Genomic DNA, 15,466 nt, shown 5'->3' with positions numbered 1-15,466 from the left:
TGCCCCGAACCACCCTTGGAACCCGCGCCGGAACCTGGTCCGGACCTATTGGACGTCGAGATGACCGAAGCTGCCGCACCACGATCCGCCGCCGGATCCGCCGTCTGGGCGGATGCGCTGCTGGCCTCGTTCGCGCAGGCCGGCTATCAGAGGTCCGAGCCCGCGATCCTGCAGCCGGCCGAGCCGTTCCTCGATCTCTCCGGCGAGGACATCCGCAAGAGCCTGTACCTGACGACGGACCCGAGCGGCGAGGAGCTCTGCCTGCGCCCGGACCTCACGATCCCGGTGGCGCGCGACTACCTCGCCTCCGCCCGCGCCGGCCAGCCGGCCGGCTTCAGCTATCTCGGCCCCGTGTTCCGCTATCGCGGCGGTGCGCCGAGCCAGTTCCTGCAGGCCGGCATCGAATCGTTCGGGCGGCAGGACCGCGCCGCGGCCGACGCCGAGATGCTGGCGCTGGCGCTGGAGGCGACCACGGCGTTCGGGTTGAAGGACGTCGAGATCCGCACCGGCGACGTCGCGCTGTTCAACGCGCTGATCGATGCGCTCGACCTCTATCCGGTGTGGCGGCGCCGGCTGATCAAGGACTTCAACCGCAAGGTCTCGCTGACCGACGACATCGAGCAGCTGACGCTCAAGACCGCGCCGGGCCGCAACGAATATGAGGGCGTGCTCGCCGCGCTGGCCGGCTCCGACCGCAAGGCGGCGCTGGCGCTGGTCACCGATCTGATGTCGATCGCCGGCACCACCAATGTCGGCGGCCGCACGGTGGCCGAGATCGCCGACCGTTTCCTCGAGCAATCGACGCTGAAGGGCGGCGCACTGCCGCGCGATGCGGTCGCGACCATCAAGCGCTTCCTGGCGATTGCGGGCGATCCCGACGACGCGGTCGCGCAATTGCGCGCGCTGGCTGGCGACGCCAAGCTGAACCTTGCAGTCGCGATCGACCAGCTCGAGAGCCGGATCGGCTTCATGGCCGCGCGCGGCATCGACATCCGAAAGACCCGGTTCTCCACCGCGTTCGGCCGCGGCCTCGACTATTACACCGGCTTCGAGTTCGAGCTGCACGCCAAGGGCAACGGCGCCGAACCGCTGGTCGCCGGCGGGCGCTATGACGGGCTGATGACGCAGCTCGGCTCGGCGGCTCCGATCCCCGCGGTCGGCTTCTCGGTCTGGATCGAGGCGATGACCCGGCATGGCCAGGCCACCTCCTTCGGAGCCGCCCAATGAGCACGCCCTTCGTCGTCGCCGTGCCCTCCAAGGGGCGGCTGCAGGAAAACGCCGAAAGCTTCTTCGCCCGCGCCGGGCTGACCTTGTCGAAGGCCGGCGGCGCCCGCGACTATCGCGGCACCATCTCCGGCGTCGACAATGTCGAGATCGCCTATCTCTCGGCGAGCGAGATCGCGGCCAATCTGGCTCGCGGCTCAGTGCATCTCGGTGTCACCGGCGAGGACCTGGTGCGCGAGAGCATTCCCGATGCCGACAAGCGCGTGCTGATGATCGAAGGCCTCGGCTTCGGCTTTGCCAATGTCGTGGTCGCGGTGCCGCAGGCCTGGATCGACGTCCGCACCATGGCCGATCTCGACGACGTCGCAAGCGGCTTCCGCGAGCAGCACAATCACCGCATGCGGGTGGCGACCAAATACATCAATCTGACGCGCGGCTTCTTTGCCAAACACGGCGTCGGCGACTACCGCATCGTCGAAAGCGCCGGCGCCACCGAGGGCGCGCCCGCCGCCGGAACCGCCGAACTGATCGTCGATATCACGACAACCGGGGCGACGCTTGCCGCCAACGGGCTCAAGGTGCTCGACGACGGCGTCATGCTGCGCAGCCAGGCCAATCTGGTGGCGTCCAAGGATGCCGACTGGTCGAAGGGCGCCCGCGAGACCGCGCGCGTGATCCTCGACCATATCGCTGCGCGCGCCCGCGCCAGCAAGTATCGCGAGGTCCGCACCCGCTTCGCCGGCTGCAACGATGCGCTGCTCTCCGAGGCGCATAACCGTTTCGGCGTGGTCGCCCCGTTCGGCGGCCCGACCTCGTCGGGCATGCTTACGCTGCACTGCCCACCGGGCAAGCTCTACGCGCTCGGCAGCTTCCTGCGCGAGCACGGCGCCGAAACCGTGTCGGTGGTGTCGCTGGACTATGTGTTCGACCGCGAGAACCCGCTGTTCGCCAGGCTCGAGGCGTTCCTGCGACAATGAGGCGGCCACGCCGTTCATGTTGGCGACAGCTACCCTGCGGTACCATATTGTGTTCGAGGGATCTCTCGTTTTGACGCGGTTTCTTCGTGCGAGGCGGAAGGTCATTTCGCTCGAAAACGCTCTAGTTCTGGAACCTGACCGATGATGCTGGGCTCTGACGTTTCCAGCCTGACCACGACCGCCAAGACCGCCGCCGGGCAGGGTCTGTCGATCGTCGTGCCCGTCTACAACGAGGCGGCCGGGCTTGCTGCGTTGCATGAGCGGCTGATCAACCTCGCCAGGACGCTGCGCGCCCGCTATGGCCTCGCCTGCGAGGTGATCTATGTCGATGACGGCAGCGCGGACAACACGCTGATGATCGCGCGCGGCCTGCCCGCCGACGGGCTCGACCTGCAGGTGGTGTCGCTGTCGCGCAATTTCGGCAAGGAGGCGGCGCTGATGGCCGGCCTCGACCACGCCCGCCGCGGCGCGGTGCTGTTCATGGATGGCGACGGCCAGCATCCGCCGACGCTGGTGGAGCAACTGGTCGCGCACTGGATCGATGACGGCTACGACGTGGTCTATACGGCGAAGGCGCATCGCGACAATGAATCGGCCGCGCGGCGGCTGGCCGTGCGCGGCTTCTACGCGCTGATCAACTGGGGCGCCCGGCAGCAGATCCCGGAGGATGCCGGCGACTTCCGTCTGCTGTCGCCGCGCGCGGCCGCGGCGCTGCGGCAATTGCCGGAGCGCAACCGCTTCTTCAAGGGCCTCGCCAGCTGGATCGGCTTCCGGCAGATCCGCGTCGACTACGAGCCGGCGCCGCGCGCGCATGGCGTCACCACCTTCAATGCCGGCCGGCTGATCGGCCTGTCGATCGAGGGCCTGACCTCGTTCTCGGTGGCGCCGCTGCGCTTCGCCAGCCTGCTCGGCGCGCTGCTCGCCGGCGTAGCGTTCCTGTTCGGCCTCTCGATCCTGTGGGAAGTGCTGACCACCGGCAAGCAGGTCCCCGGCTATCCGTCGCTGATGATCGGCATGATGACGATCGGCGGCGTGCAGCTGATCATGATCGGCATCGTCGGCGAATATATCGGCAAGATCCTCTCCGAGTTGAAGGCGCGGCCGATCTACTTCGTCGCCGAGCACACCGAGAAGCACGCCGACGGCGGCGCGGCGCAAAATGCCTCCGAGCGGACCGCCGCGGAATGAACACCGATACGCCGCGCCGGATCTGGCTGTGTGCTGACGATTATGGCTTGAGCGACGGCGTCAACCGCGCGATCCGCGACCTGATCGAGCGCGGCCGCCTCAATGCGACGTCGGTGATGACGGTGACGCCGGCGATCGGCCGCGATGCGGCCAGCGCACTCACGGCGTCGGTGGCGAACAGCCCGCGCTGCGCGATCGGGCTGCATGTGACGCTGACCGCGCCGTTCCGGCCGCTGACGATGCATTTCCGCCCGCTCGACAGCGACATGTTCCTGCCCTTCCCGCGGCTGCTGCGCGCCGGGCTGATGCATCGGCTCGACGCCGAACTGGTCCATGCCGAGGTGCTGGCGCAGCTCGACGCCTTCCATGATCTGTTCGGCCGCGCACCCGACTTCGTCGACGGTCACCAGCACGCGCAGCTGTTCCCGCAGGTGCGCGACGGCTTCCTGCGCGCCGTGAAGGAGCGCGCGCCGGGCGCCTGGGTGCGGCAGTGCGGCCGCGAAGGCCCGCTGGCGCGCCAGCTGGCGGCGCCGAAAGCGCTGGTGCTGAACGTGCTCAGCACGCAGTTCCGGATCAAGGCGCAGCGAGCAGGCCTGCGGTTCAATCCGGCCTTCGCCGGCGCCTATGATTTTACGCGCGGCAATGATTTCGCGGCGCTGATGCAGGGCTTCCTCGACGGCATGCCCGAGGACGGACTCGTGATGTGCCATCCCGGTTTCGTCGACGAAACGCTGAAGAGCCTCGACCCGCTGACGACGCAGCGCGAGATCGAGCGTGCCTATCTCGCAGGCGACGATTTCCCCGCGCTGCTGGCCCTGAATAAAGTTACACTGGCCTGACAAGGCTCATAGGAATCCGCCGGTCGTATTGTCGCATACATAAATTTAATTCTGGCCCCCACTCCTTGCGCCACAAACCCCGTCCTACATCTCGGACGCGCCGATTCGATCGACGCGATGGAGAACGCCATGACACCGCAAGAACGCCAACTGATCGACGATCTCTTCGACCGGCTCGCCAAGCTGGAGAATGCCCCGCGCGACGGCGAGGCCATGTCCGCGATCATGCAGGGCCTGCGCAGCGCGCCGAATGCGGTCTACGCGCTGGTGCAGACCGCGCTGGTGCAGGACGAGGCGCTGAAGCGCGCCCATGACCGGATTCAGGAACTCGAGGCCGCGGTCGGCCAGCAGCAGACAGCCCAGCAGCAGGGCGGCGGTTTCCTCGATTCGATGCGCGATGCGATCTTCGGCGGACAGGGCCAGCAGCATGGTTCGGTGCCGCCGGTGCGGGCACCCGACATGGGCGGCCGCGATCCGGGCAGCCGCCCGGTCTGGAACTCGGGCCAGGCGATGCAGCAGGCCGGCGGCGGCTATGGCCAGCCTTACGGCCAGCCCGCGCAACCCTACGGCCAGGGCTATGGCGGCCCGCAGCCGCCGGCACTCGGCGGCGCGCCGGGTGGCGGTGGCGGCTCGTTCCTCGGCACGGCGGCGGCGGCCGCGGCCGGCGTGGTCGGCGGCGGACTGTTGCTCTCCAGCATCCGCGGCATGATGGGTGGCGGCAGCCACCAGTCGATGGCCGATGCCGCCGGCCTCGGCGGCGGTTCGCGTCCCTGGGGCGGCGACCAGTCGTCGAGCGACCTCGCGCGCGACGCCGGGGTCAACGACATCGGCTCCAACCGCGACAGCGGCTCGCGCGCCGGCGCGTTCGACCAAGCGCAGGCCGACCGGGACAGTGACGATGATCAAGACGCCGACGACTTCGACAATGATGACGACGGCTTCGACGGCGGCGGCGACGGCGACGACAGCAATTACGCGTAAGCGTCTCACCTGAAACACAAACGGCCGCTCCATCGAGCGGCCGTTTTCATTTGATCAGTCGTAGCCTGGGCGGAAGCTGTTCTCCTTCCCCCTGAAAGGCAGGGGTGTCCGGGGAATGATTCACTGTGTCGCGGTGCATGCTCGGCAGGACCGAGGCAAATCGGTCTTTTCTGGTTGTCGAGACACAGAGGGCCGAGCATGCGATATCGCGGTAGCATTTTTGGAAGGCTGCTTGAACCGATCAATCGACGGCAGTTTCAGACGGTTGTGGATCGTCTGGACGGGGATGCCTACGACAAGTCGTTCAGGAGCTGGGATCATCTGGTGGCGCTGATCTATGCCCAGCTTAGCGGCAACAGCAGTCTGCGCGGGGTGGTGACTGGCTTCAACGCCAATTCGCAGCATCACTATCACTTGGGAACCGGCAAGCTGTCGCGCTCGACGTTGTCCGATGCCAATGCCCGCCGTCCGATCGGCATTTTCGCGCAAACCTTTGCGGCGCTGTCGGCGATGGCGCGTCGCCAGCTGCGGAGTGAAGGCATGGAGATGGTGCGTCTGATCGACGCCAGTCCGATCCCGCTCGGCAAGGTCTGCAGTTGGGCGACGTGGAACGGCCGCATCCGCGGCATGAAGCTGCATGTCGTCTACGACCCAAGGAGCGATGTCCCGACCTGCGTCGAGATGACGGCCGCGAACGTCAATGACATCGAGATCGGCCGACAGACCCCAATCCAGCCCGCCACCACCTATGTGTTTGACAAGGGCTATTGCCGTTTCGACTGGTGGCAGAAGATCAATGATAGCAAGGCTTTGTTCGTTACCCGGGCGAAGACGAGCATCCGTCTTCGCTCGCTCAGGCATCGCGCCATCCGCAAGCGTAACGGGGATGGCTTCGAAATCCTTGCCGATGACGAGGTGAAGCTCACCAGCAAGGGCGATTCGCGCCTTCCAATCCCGCTCCGCCGCATCAAGATCAGACGCGAGAAAGGCGGCAAGATCACACTCCTGACCAACGACCTTGCCCGTAGCGCCGTCGAGATCGCCGCCCTCTACAAGAGCCGATGGCAAATCGAGCTGCTGTTCCGCTGGATCAAGCAGCATCTCGATATTCGCAAGTTCCTCGGCGCCAACGACAACGCGATCCGCCTTCAGGTGCTCGCTGCGATGATTGCCTACCTGCTGCTGCGCATCGCCGCTCACACCAACTGCATCAAAATGCTCCCGCTCAGGTTCGCCGAACTCGTCGGCCAGCTCCTGCTCACGCGTCGATCCCTCGCTGCCATCGACAAACCTCCGCCCATCAACCCCAGCCGTCGGAAATCAACCATCTCACCTGACCAGATGGAGCTCCGCTATGCCTGAATTTCCCCGGACACCCCTGCCTGAAAGGGGGAAGGTCGGGATGGGGGTCAGCCACAAACGCCGCTGCTCGTGGAGAGAGATGATCCCCACCCGCTTTGCTCTGTTGAGCAAAGCGACCTCCCCTTTTCAAGGGGAGGTTGACGCATCGTGCGGCTCGCTGTCCCGGATTTCGCTTCGCTCCATCCGGGCTACAACTTCACATCACAACGACCCTGGCCCCGACATTGACGCGGCCGTAGAGGTCGATGACGTCCTCGTTGCGCATCCGGATGCAGCCGGACGAGACGTTGGTGCCGATCGTCCAGGGCTCGTTGGAGCCGTGGATGCGGTAGAGCGAGGAGCCGAGATACATCGCGCGGGCGCCGAGCGGATTTTCCGGGCCGCCCTCCATGTGCCGCGGCAGATCGGGACGGCGCGCCAGCATTTCCGGCGGCGGCGTCCAGGCCGGCCACTCCTTCTTCGCCGAGATCGTCTTGACGCCGGCCCAGGTGAAGCCGGGCCGGCCGACGCCGATGCCGTAGCGCAGCGCGCGGCCGTCGCCCTGCACCAGATAGAGAAACTTGTTCGGCGTATCGACGACGATGGTGCCGGCGCTTTCCTTGCCGCTATAGTCGACCAGTTGCTTCTCGTATCTCGGATCGAACGGACGCTGCGCCGGATCGCCCGCGGCCTCTTCCTGCTGCCGGAGCATCTGCTGCTGCGGATCCATCGGCGGCAGCTGACGGTTGCCATAATAGCCAGGCTGCTGCTGATACGGCTGTGGCGAATAACCCTGCGACGACGGCGCATCGCCGAACAGGAATTCGATGAAGCCGCCGCCCATGTTGGAGCGCTGCGGCTGCACATAGGCGGTGCGCATCGGCGGCTGCGGAGCGCCCTGATTGGCATAGATGACGGCGGGCCCGGCGGGCGCTGCCGCGTCGATCGCCATGGCGTGATGGGGAACGGCAATAAGAGAAGAAGCGCCGGCGAGCAGCGCAAGCGTGGTTTTCCTGAACATCGACGTACTCTGTACTGGTTTCGTCGTGACGTGATGCGCGCGGCGCCGACTTTGCGCCGTTGCACGTGGTCAATAAGCAATGAAAACCGCATCGGTTTGGTAAACGGATCGGCCGTTTCGATTCACCACATCGGCAATGGAGCGCGGTTTTCCCCGACAGCGTTTATTTTGCGTGAACGGCGCGGCAGCATGGTTAATCGCCGGTATCGCCGCGCTTGCGCGCTATCCGCGCAAACAGTTCCGGCGTGAACCTGACGTTAAATCCGCTCTGTCTAGAACGGACTTCAGTGAAGGGGCGGGAATGAAAATCATGTCAGTGAAGCGCAAGCGTTTTCGTGTCGAGCAGGCGATGGGCGAGGTTGTGATGCCGGAGCCGGATGTTACGGGCGGCGCCGATCTCGGTCCGATGCATCGCGAGATCATGGCCGAGCTTCGCTCGATCCGCGCCCAGATGGCCGCAGCCCCGGCACAGCGCACCGGCGACAGCGTCGATGCGGCGGTCGCCCGCGAAGTCGCCGAGACCCACGCGCTGCTCGAGACCTACCGTGCGCAGGTCGAACAGTGCGAGAAGCTCAAGGTCGAGCTCGACCTGATTCACGACGCGATCAGCCGCACCAAGCGCGAGATCGCCGTGCTGCACGGCAAGAGCTTCAACGGCGAGGAGATGGCCAAGGTCAATGGCGAGCTCGGCGCCGTGGTCGGCGGCACCGAACAGGCCACCCAGCAGATCCTCGAGGCGGTGGAGGCGATCGACCAGGCCGCGTCCGCGCTCGCCAACAACGTCACGCCCGACCAGCAGAAGCGGCTCAGCGAAGATATTCAGGAGCGTGTGGTCTCGATCTTCGAGGCCTGCAACTTCCAGGACCTCACCGGCCAGCGCATCAGCAAGGTGATGCAGACGATGAAGTTCATCGAACAGCACATCAACGAGATGATGAACATCTGGGGCGGCGTCGACGCCATCAAGTCGCACGTCCCGGCGATCGTCGACACCCGCGAGGGCGATGCCCGCCTGCTCAACGGTCCGAAGCTCGACGGCGACGCCGGCCACGCCTCGCAGGACGACATCGACGCGATGTTCAACTGAGGTTCGTCAGATCAACACGAAAAACGCCGGCCCTCGGGCCGGCGTTTTGTTTGAGCGATCGTGCAACTCCCGCGAGGATCGCCGCCTCGCCCTCCGCGCAAGCCGATGGTCGCAACGCGTCGGATCGGTCAAGGCGACTTACCAATCGCAGCATTCTTTATCCTCCGTCGCCATACAACATCGCCATACTGGCTGCCGGCTGGCTCGCCATCTCGCTCGCGCTCGGAGCGGTGGTTGCGCACGCCGTATTCCGGCGCGGTCGCGTCACCTATCATCGGATCATCGGCGCGGCCCTGCTGTATCTGCTGATCGGGCTCGGCTTCGGGACGCTATTCGTCTTCCTCGGGTTGTGGTTTCCGGACGCATTCAAGGGAATGAATTTCGAGGATGACTCAGCCCCTGCGAACTCGGTCTATTATCTCAGCTTCGTCACGCTCACTTCTACCGGCTACGGGGACATCATCCCTGTGCACCCGCTAGCGCGCAGCCTGTGCAATGTCGAGAGCGTGATCGGCCAGCTTTACCCGGCCACGCTGCTGGCGAGGCTCGTTACGCTCGAACTGAGAGGCCAGGGCTCATAAGGCTTGTATTTCACGCTGCGAACCCGGCTCGCGCTACTTCGGGCTTCGGGCGACCGAGCCTCGCTCCCTTGGCACAAACCGCCCTATCGCCTTCAAGTTTTCCGACGTAGATTAGGTGCCCGATGGAAGGGATCGTTCATGGCACCCGGGTGCTTAAAACCGAACCCGTCAAATCACGTCCTCTATGACGAGAAGAGCTTGCTGCGACATCGAGCCGCGGCACCTCCCATCGGCGCTGCAAAAGTCGGATCGGCTCGCCAACCACAACGCGCATTTCAATCGAGCAAATTGCCTCGTCAGCTCAGGCGTCGATGGGTCGAACCGTCGAGCGGTGACGTGGTGCTCCGCATCACTCTGGCTGCGAGCGCGCTCTGGCCGATCCTGCTGTTGACCGTCCTGTTGCTCGAAGCTCAGTAAGGCACGGCAGGCCCGACGGATTGTCGCCGCTGATTGTCATGGATGATTTAGAAGCGGCATTCGACCGGATGCACTACAGTACTGGCGCCCAGTCGCGACCTGAACGCCAGTAGAGTCGTTCATTCATACAAGGCGCAGACCCCTCCCTGCCAGCGCACGCATCTGCGAACGGCTCGGCGAGTTTGACGGACGGTCGTCCTTGCTACGCATACACCATTGATACGCGTCCGGCCCGGACCGCAGCCGACGGCCACCGGTATTGCCATTGTTTCCGTCTGGGGGAGCGGCGCGGGTGTCATGGCTTGCGCAGGTGCTCCAACACACAAAGCGAAGATAAAGACAGCAAACAAGCGGATCATTGTGTTCCTCCATTTAATCCTTTGAGGCACCACAGCTCCACTCCATAGCGATGGAAAGGCCCGGCCTTGACTTGCGTCAAGGCTCGCAGGCATGCGTCCCCTCACCGCAGGCATATGCTACCTGATCACCAGATGAAGTTGCCGAACCACCCATATCGCGGACGTCGCTCCGCAAAATGCGCATAAGGTGACGGCGCGTATCTCCTGGCATGGGCATACTTCCGAGGCGGCTTGGCTTCCCTCGCCTTGCGGCCCGACGATTTTGGCCGCTCGATTTCGGATTTCTGCATCTGGGCAAACGCTTCCCGCTCGCGAACGATCGGGGAAGGCCCGACAGTTTCGGCCGCGGCTGGAGCAGGAATTTCCGCGACCTGTTCAGGAACGATAGTCGGGAGACTGGTGTCGTAAACGACAAGGTCGGGCAGCTTTTCCATCGAACGGATGCGAATGGTCGGACGACTCGAGTCAGGCTGCTTTGCCAGTGGAGAATTGGGGATGGTGGCATCCAGAAGGAATAGCAGCGCGAGCAGCACTCCGCCGATATACAGGAAATACCGCGCCACTGGCATGGATCGCTCCATCCGCCATTGTGCACATCGCCAGGCTTCTTTGCCCAAGGGCACGCATCTGCGCTGAAGCATGGCTCAGCACCGCGTCAGGCGGCTACCGGCCGACGAGACCGCATTGACGTGCGCGTGGTCGACACCAGCGTCCCATTCAAGAACTTCAGGACCTTTGACATAGATCAACAGTATCGCGACAAGGATGAATCAGTCCGATCCTCCGTCTCGACAACATGCATCTTGTGCCAGCGTCGACGGTTGCAAATCCGCTGGCAGGTTTGTTGTCGCGGGTGCATATTACTGCGTGAGGGAAATTGTCATGCGTATGCCGGGAGCCAACATTGGGTGCCGGTTGCATGGGACTTCCGGAATCATTCCGGTCGCCCAGCGCGAGGATTCGCATTTTGGTCCAGCGCCGGATCATACATTCGCGGCCGGCTCGCTGCGTGTGACCAACGTGCAGAGCCTCCTATTAAAAATTGGCAAGCAGTTCGTATCGCAATAGCAATCGCCGCAAGTGCAACAAGCGGCGCGTGGTGGAAGCGAGCGTTTGAGCTTGTGGTGAGGACAGCCAACCGCCGGTAAGCACAGCGCGAGGTCGTCTTTGAAGGTGCGACGATGAGCGCCGGGCTTCTTTCAATCGCGCTGATGGCGTGCGCCTTGCTACCGGATCACTGATTGGGGCGGAGCCACTGGAGTACTCAACACTGGAGATTGAACATGACGCAAAGAATTGTCCGAAATACTGCAATTGCGCTTTCGACTATCGCTTGTGCGACACTGTTCTCCATCACCTGGTCCGAGCGGGGCGGTCTTTCGGCGTCGGTCGAAAGTGCCCAGGCGCGTGTGGGCCGGCCGCTGACGCCCGTGAGCGTCGCCGGCGTCGCGCGTCGTCAGACCCGGCGCGCCGCGTACGGGTACGGGGTGGGCGCGGGTGTCGCCGCTACGGCAGCGGTCGCTGCGGCCGCCGCTACCGCGCCGGCCTATTCCGGCTGGGGCACAAACGATTGGACCAATTCGTATGCCGCCCAGACGGATCCCTACTTTGGCCAGCCCTACTATCCGGCACGAGCCTACCAGAGGATCAGTCCGTATTACGGATATGCCGGATGGACGGAGTACAAGGCAGCCAATGGTATCGGCTGCGAGCCCGGCACGATGACCAAGATGGCTGACGGCCGCATGTACGTCTGTCAGTGAAGCCGGCGCAACGGCAGCGCAAGAGGGCGGCTCCCTGAGCCGCCCTCTTTCACGATGAAGCAGATCAATCCCACGCGGCGACGGGTCGCGCGCGGCGTTGATCTACGTCAACATCGCCTCCCCCTTTTGCCACTGACGATACCTTGGGCCGCATCTGAAGCGGGCTCCATCACCTTCAGTTCACGTGCGATGAGGAGGATCACCATGCGTCGGACGAACATTTTTCCAACCAAGTCAGTGACGGTTGCGGGAATAGCGGCGAGCCTGATGTTGGGGTTTGCAGGCGCCGCTCTCAGTCCAGCACCGGCCAACGCCGTGATTTACTGCACGTATGTCGGTTATCCGGCAGGCTGCGTGGCACGGGCAGGCGTTGTGCTCAGGCCTCGTCCGGTGGCGCGCGCTGCGGTCCGCCACAATGCGGGCGGCAATTTGAATGGCGGCGTCAATCGGGTTGGCGTGCGGCGATAAGGCCGTGTTTGCGGGTCTCCTTCCCTTCTCCCCTTGTGGGAGAAGGTGGCGCGGATGCAATCCGCGCCGGATGAGGGTTGTCGTCGCCTACTCAAATCTCGAAAGGGTCACTCGCGGAGGGAGACCCCTCACCCGGATTGCATCTGACGATGCAATCCGACCTCTCCCACAGGGGGAGAGGTGCGCCGACTATGCGGCGCTATGTCGGCAGATCGCTCGAAGTCCCGCCGTTACGCCCTTGGCGCGCAGCGGACATAGACCATGTTGCCGTAGCGGACCCCGGCGTCCTTGTCGACGAAGCGGGTGATCATGACGCGGCCGTCGAACGAGACGATCTCGCGGTCCTGCTCGCCGGGCGTCGGTCCAGGCGGGCCGATATAGTTCTTGCCACTCGGGGAACCCTTCAGCCGCAGTTCCTGCGGGGTGGCCTGGTCGGCCAGATGCATGATGACGCCGCCGTTCTGGCCGGCGCCGATCACGTAAGGCTGCTTGCACTGGCCGCGCGCGGCGGCCTCGGTGCGGGCGCGATCGGCGGGATTCTGGAACGAGGCGAGACCCCAGCGGCCGACGATCTCGTCGGCGCGGATGCTCGCGGGCATTTCGGGGGCGACCCCCGGCTCGGCTGGCGCCGGCTCAGGGTTCGACGACAACGACGGCAGGCTCATGCTGCCGCACGCCCCCAAGAGTGTCGTCAGCGCCGAAACAGCCGCGAACCGTGCGACCAATCGCGCGTTGAATGACCTGATCATATGCATCCCCCGACTATGTCCCGGCCGCACCCGTCCTGCAGCCAAGCGTAAAACTTAAGACGGAGCAATGACGTCTGACAAAATTACGTCATCGCTACGATTTGGTTTCTGGTCCACCATCCTATATTGGCCTCACCAAGGCCTTAACCCGTTTGCTTGACAGAAACTGCGCCAGGCCATATTTCCCGGCCCACAATTAGCACTCTCGCACCACGATTGCTAAGAGCGTCGGGCGTCCTGCCCAGCGCCGACCGGGCCGGCATCCAACGCCGGTCCCGATGAACCGGACCTGAAACCGAGCCTCCAAGAGGGAACGTCATGGCTAAATCCACCTTCCGCCCCCTGCACGACCGCGTCGTGGTCAAGCGTATCGATGCCGAGGAGAAATCCAAGGGCGGCATCATCATTCCGGACTCGGCGAAGGAGAAGCCGTCCCAGGGCGAGATCGTCGCCGTCGGCCCGGGTGGCCGCGACGAGGCCGGCAAGCTGATCCCGATCGACCTCAAGGTCGGCGACCGCGTGCTGTTCGGCAAATGGTCGGGCACCGAGGTCAAGCTCGACAACCAGGAGCTCCTGATCATGAAGGAGTCCGACATCATGGGCGTGCTGGCCTGATCGCCATTCAACCGCGCGACCGCACCACTCGCATCGTCATGCCCGGACTTGATCCGGGCATCCATCACGCTTCCGAAGAGTTCTTACCAAGGCGATGGATCGCCGGGTCAAGCCCGGCGATGACGAGCGCGGAAACGGCAAGCGCGTCTCTCAAAACTGACAGGAGTTCAAACCAATGGCTGCCAAGGACGTAAAATTCGCCGGAGAGGCCCGCGACCGCATGCTGCGCGGTGTCGACGTGCTCGCCAACGCTGTGAAGGTGACGCTCGGCCCCAAGGGCCGCAACGTCGTCATCGAGAAGAGCTTCGGCGCTCCCCGCATCACCAAGGACGGCGTCACCGTCGCCAAGGAGATCGAGCTCGACGACAAGTTCGAGAACATGGGCGCGCAGATGCTGCGCGAGGTCGCTTCCAAGACCAACGATACCGCCGGTGACGGCACCACCACCGCGACCGTGCTGGCGCAGGCCATCGTCCGCGAGGGCGCCAAGTCGGTCGCCGCCGGCATGAACCCGATGGACCTCAAGCGCGGTATCGACACCGCGGTCGCGGCCGTGATCAAGGACATCGAGAAGCGCGCCAAGCCGGTCGCCTCCTCGTCCGAAGTCGCCCAGGTCGGCACCATCTCGGCCAATGGCGATGCCGCGATCGGCAAGATGATCGCGCAGGCGATGCAGAAGGTCGGCAACGAGGGCGTGATCACCGTCGAGGAGAACAAGTCGCTCGAGACCGAGGTCGATATCGTCGAGGGCATGAAGTTCGACCGCGGCTACCTCAGCCCCTACTTCATCACCAACGCCGAGAAGATGACCGCCGAGCTCGAGGATGCCTACATCCTGCTGCACGAGAAGAAGCTGTCCGGCCTGCAGTCCATGCTGCCGGTGCTGGAAGCCGTGGTGCAGTCGGGCCGTCCGCTCTTGATCCTCGCCGAGGACGTCGAGGGCGAGGCGCTGGCGACCCTGGTCGTCAACCGCCTGCGCGGCGGGCTCAAGGTCGCCGCCGTCAAGGCGCCGGGCTTCGGCGATCGCCGCAAGGCGATGCTGGAGGACATCGCGATCCTGACCGGCGGTCAGCTGATCTCCGACGACCTCGGCATGAAGCTCGAGAGCGTCACGATCAACATGCTCGGCCGCGCCGGCAAGATCGTGATCGACAAGGAGAACACCACGATCGTCAAGGGCGCCGGCAAGAAGAAGGACATCGACGCCCGCGTTGGCCAGATCAAGGCGCAGATCGAGGAGACCACCTCGGACTACGACCGTGAGAAGCTGCAGGAGCGCCTCGCCAAGCTCGCCGGCGGCGTTGCGGTGATCAAGGTCGGCGGTGCGACCGAGGTCGAGGTCAAGGAGAAGAAGGACCGTGTCGAGGACGCGCTGAACGCGACCCGCGCCGCGGTGCAGGAAGGCATCGTGCCGGGCGGCGGCGTCGCGCTGCTGCGCGCCAAGAAGGCGGTCGGCCGGCTCACCAACCCGAATGCCGACGTCCAGGCCGGCATCAACATCGTGCTCAAGGCGCTCGAAGCTCCGGTCCGCCAGATCTCGGAGAACGCCGGTGTCGAGGGCTCGATCGTGGTCGGCAAGATCCTCGAGAACAAGTCGGAGACCTTCGGCTTCGACGCCCAGACCGAGGACTATGTCGACATGGTCGACAAGGGCATCATCGACCCCGCCAAGGTGGTGCGCACCGCCTTGCAGGACGCCTCCTCCGTGGCCGGTCTGCTCGTGACCACCGAAGCCATGGTCGCCGAACTGCCAAAGGACGCGGCGCCGGCAATGCCGGGCGGCGGCGGCATGGGTGGAATGGGCGGCATGGGCGGCTTCTAAGCCTCCCCCATCCCTATCGAGATCGAAGGCCGCC

At 64.6% G+C, this 15,466-nt stretch carries 16 protein-coding genes; 13 read left to right on the top strand and 3 right to left on the bottom strand.

What is annotated here, in order from left to right; genetic code table 11:
- Nucleotides 1-60: 60 nt before the first annotated feature.
- From ACVMB1_RS40295 to ACVMB1_RS40270, 6 genes are all read left to right on the top strand, one after another.
- On the top strand, nt 61-1,227 hold the full coding sequence (locus ACVMB1_RS40295; RefSeq protein WP_076825593.1) for an ATP phosphoribosyltransferase regulatory subunit: 1,167 nt from the start codon (nt 61-63) through the stop codon (nt 1,225-1,227).
- Nucleotides 1,224-2,201: an ATP phosphoribosyltransferase gene (hisG, locus tag ACVMB1_RS40290; protein ID WP_076825584.1), complete on the top strand. Its 978-nt coding sequence runs from the start codon at nt 1,224-1,226 to the stop codon at nt 2,199-2,201. Before ACVMB1_RS40295 ends, hisG begins: the two co-directional genes overlap by 4 nt.
- Nucleotides 2,202-2,342: 141 nt before the next feature.
- The gene (locus ACVMB1_RS40285; protein WP_057016655.1) at nt 2,343-3,389 is read left to right on the top strand and encodes a glycosyltransferase family 2 protein; all 1,047 of its coding nucleotides are present in this window, start codon (nt 2,343-2,345) and stop codon (nt 3,387-3,389) included.
- Nucleotides 3,386-4,228, top strand: a complete 843-nt coding sequence (locus ACVMB1_RS40280) for a ChbG/HpnK family deacetylase (RefSeq protein ID WP_076825586.1) — start codon at nt 3,386-3,388, stop codon at nt 4,226-4,228. Before ACVMB1_RS40285 ends, ACVMB1_RS40280 begins: the two co-directional genes overlap by 4 nt.
- A 129-nt stretch (nt 4,229-4,357) precedes the next feature.
- Nucleotides 4,358-5,209, top strand: coding sequence for a DUF2076 domain-containing protein (locus ACVMB1_RS40275; RefSeq protein WP_076825594.1), 852 nt, complete (start codon nt 4,358-4,360; stop codon nt 5,207-5,209).
- A gap of 198 nt (nt 5,210-5,407) precedes the next feature.
- Nucleotides 5,408-6,571 carry an IS4 family transposase gene (locus tag ACVMB1_RS40270; RefSeq protein WP_229193596.1) on the top strand — a complete coding sequence of 388 codons (1,164 nt, stop codon included), beginning with the start codon at nt 5,408-5,410 and terminating at the stop codon, nt 6,569-6,571.
- A 196-nt stretch (nt 6,572-6,767) separates the two neighbouring features.
- Here the strand turns inward: ACVMB1_RS40270 and ACVMB1_RS40265 are convergent, their stop codons facing one another.
- On the bottom strand, nt 6,768-7,571 hold the full coding sequence (locus ACVMB1_RS40265; protein WP_076827521.1) for a L,D-transpeptidase: 804 nt from the start codon (nt 7,569-7,571) through the stop codon (nt 6,768-6,770).
- Nucleotides 7,572-7,881: 310 nt separating this feature from the next.
- On the opposite strand from ACVMB1_RS40265, the gene ACVMB1_RS40260 reads away from it, so the two are divergent.
- Entirely contained in the window at nt 7,882-8,658 is a 777-nt protein-coding gene (locus tag ACVMB1_RS40260) for a protein phosphatase CheZ (RefSeq protein ID WP_076827745.1), read from the top strand.
- Between the two features lie 50 nt (nt 8,659-8,708).
- A complete protein-coding gene (locus tag ACVMB1_RS40255) occupies nt 8,709-9,239 on the top strand; it encodes a potassium channel family protein (protein WP_244558798.1) in 531 nt (176 codons plus the stop codon).
- 901 nt (nt 9,240-10,140) lie between these two features.
- On the opposite strand, the gene ACVMB1_RS40250 is transcribed toward ACVMB1_RS40255, so the two are convergent.
- Complete coding sequence (locus ACVMB1_RS40250) at nt 10,141-10,584, bottom strand: hypothetical protein (RefSeq protein ID WP_083715002.1); 444 nt, start codon at nt 10,582-10,584, stop codon at nt 10,141-10,143.
- A gap of 313 nt (nt 10,585-10,897) precedes the next feature.
- On the opposite strand from ACVMB1_RS40250, the gene ACVMB1_RS40245 reads away from it, so the two are divergent.
- The 3 genes from ACVMB1_RS40245 (at nt 10,898) to ACVMB1_RS40235 (ending at nt 12,246) form a co-directional block, all read left to right on the top strand.
- Complete coding sequence (locus ACVMB1_RS40245; RefSeq protein ID WP_141339601.1) at nt 10,898-11,083, top strand: hypothetical protein; 186 nt, start codon at nt 10,898-10,900, stop codon at nt 11,081-11,083.
- Nucleotides 11,084-11,298: 215 nt separating this feature from the next.
- Nucleotides 11,299-11,778: a hypothetical protein gene (locus ACVMB1_RS40240; protein WP_244558799.1), complete on the top strand. Its 480-nt coding sequence runs from the start codon at nt 11,299-11,301 to the stop codon at nt 11,776-11,778.
- Nucleotides 11,779-11,967: 189 nt separating this feature from the next.
- Nucleotides 11,968-12,246: a hypothetical protein gene (locus tag ACVMB1_RS40235; RefSeq protein WP_141339615.1), complete on the top strand. Its 279-nt coding sequence runs from the start codon at nt 11,968-11,970 to the stop codon at nt 12,244-12,246.
- Between the two features lie 230 nt (nt 12,247-12,476).
- On the opposite strand, the gene ACVMB1_RS40230 is transcribed toward ACVMB1_RS40235, so the two are convergent.
- Nucleotides 12,477-12,995: a hypothetical protein gene (locus ACVMB1_RS40230; protein ID WP_026192247.1), complete on the bottom strand. Its 519-nt coding sequence runs from the start codon at nt 12,993-12,995 to the stop codon at nt 12,477-12,479.
- Between the two features lie 318 nt (nt 12,996-13,313).
- Here ACVMB1_RS40230 and ACVMB1_RS40225 point away from each other — a divergent pair, with 318 nt between their 5' ends.
- Both ACVMB1_RS40225 and groL read left to right on the top strand, forming a co-directional pair.
- Nucleotides 13,314-13,610 carry a co-chaperone GroES gene (locus ACVMB1_RS40225; RefSeq protein WP_018269780.1) on the top strand — a complete coding sequence of 99 codons (297 nt, stop codon included), beginning with the start codon at nt 13,314-13,316 and terminating at the stop codon, nt 13,608-13,610.
- A 175-nt stretch (nt 13,611-13,785) separates the two neighbouring features.
- A complete protein-coding gene (groL, locus tag ACVMB1_RS40220; RefSeq protein ID WP_038388056.1) occupies nt 13,786-15,432 on the top strand; it encodes a chaperonin GroEL in 1,647 nt (548 codons plus the stop codon).
- Nucleotides 15,433-15,466 lie beyond the last annotated feature (34 nt).

This window comes from Bradyrhizobium sp. USDA 4504 (assembly GCF_054063995.1).
Note: the sequence above shows the minus strand (reverse complement) of the source record. Positions and strands in the feature narration are given on the sequence as shown.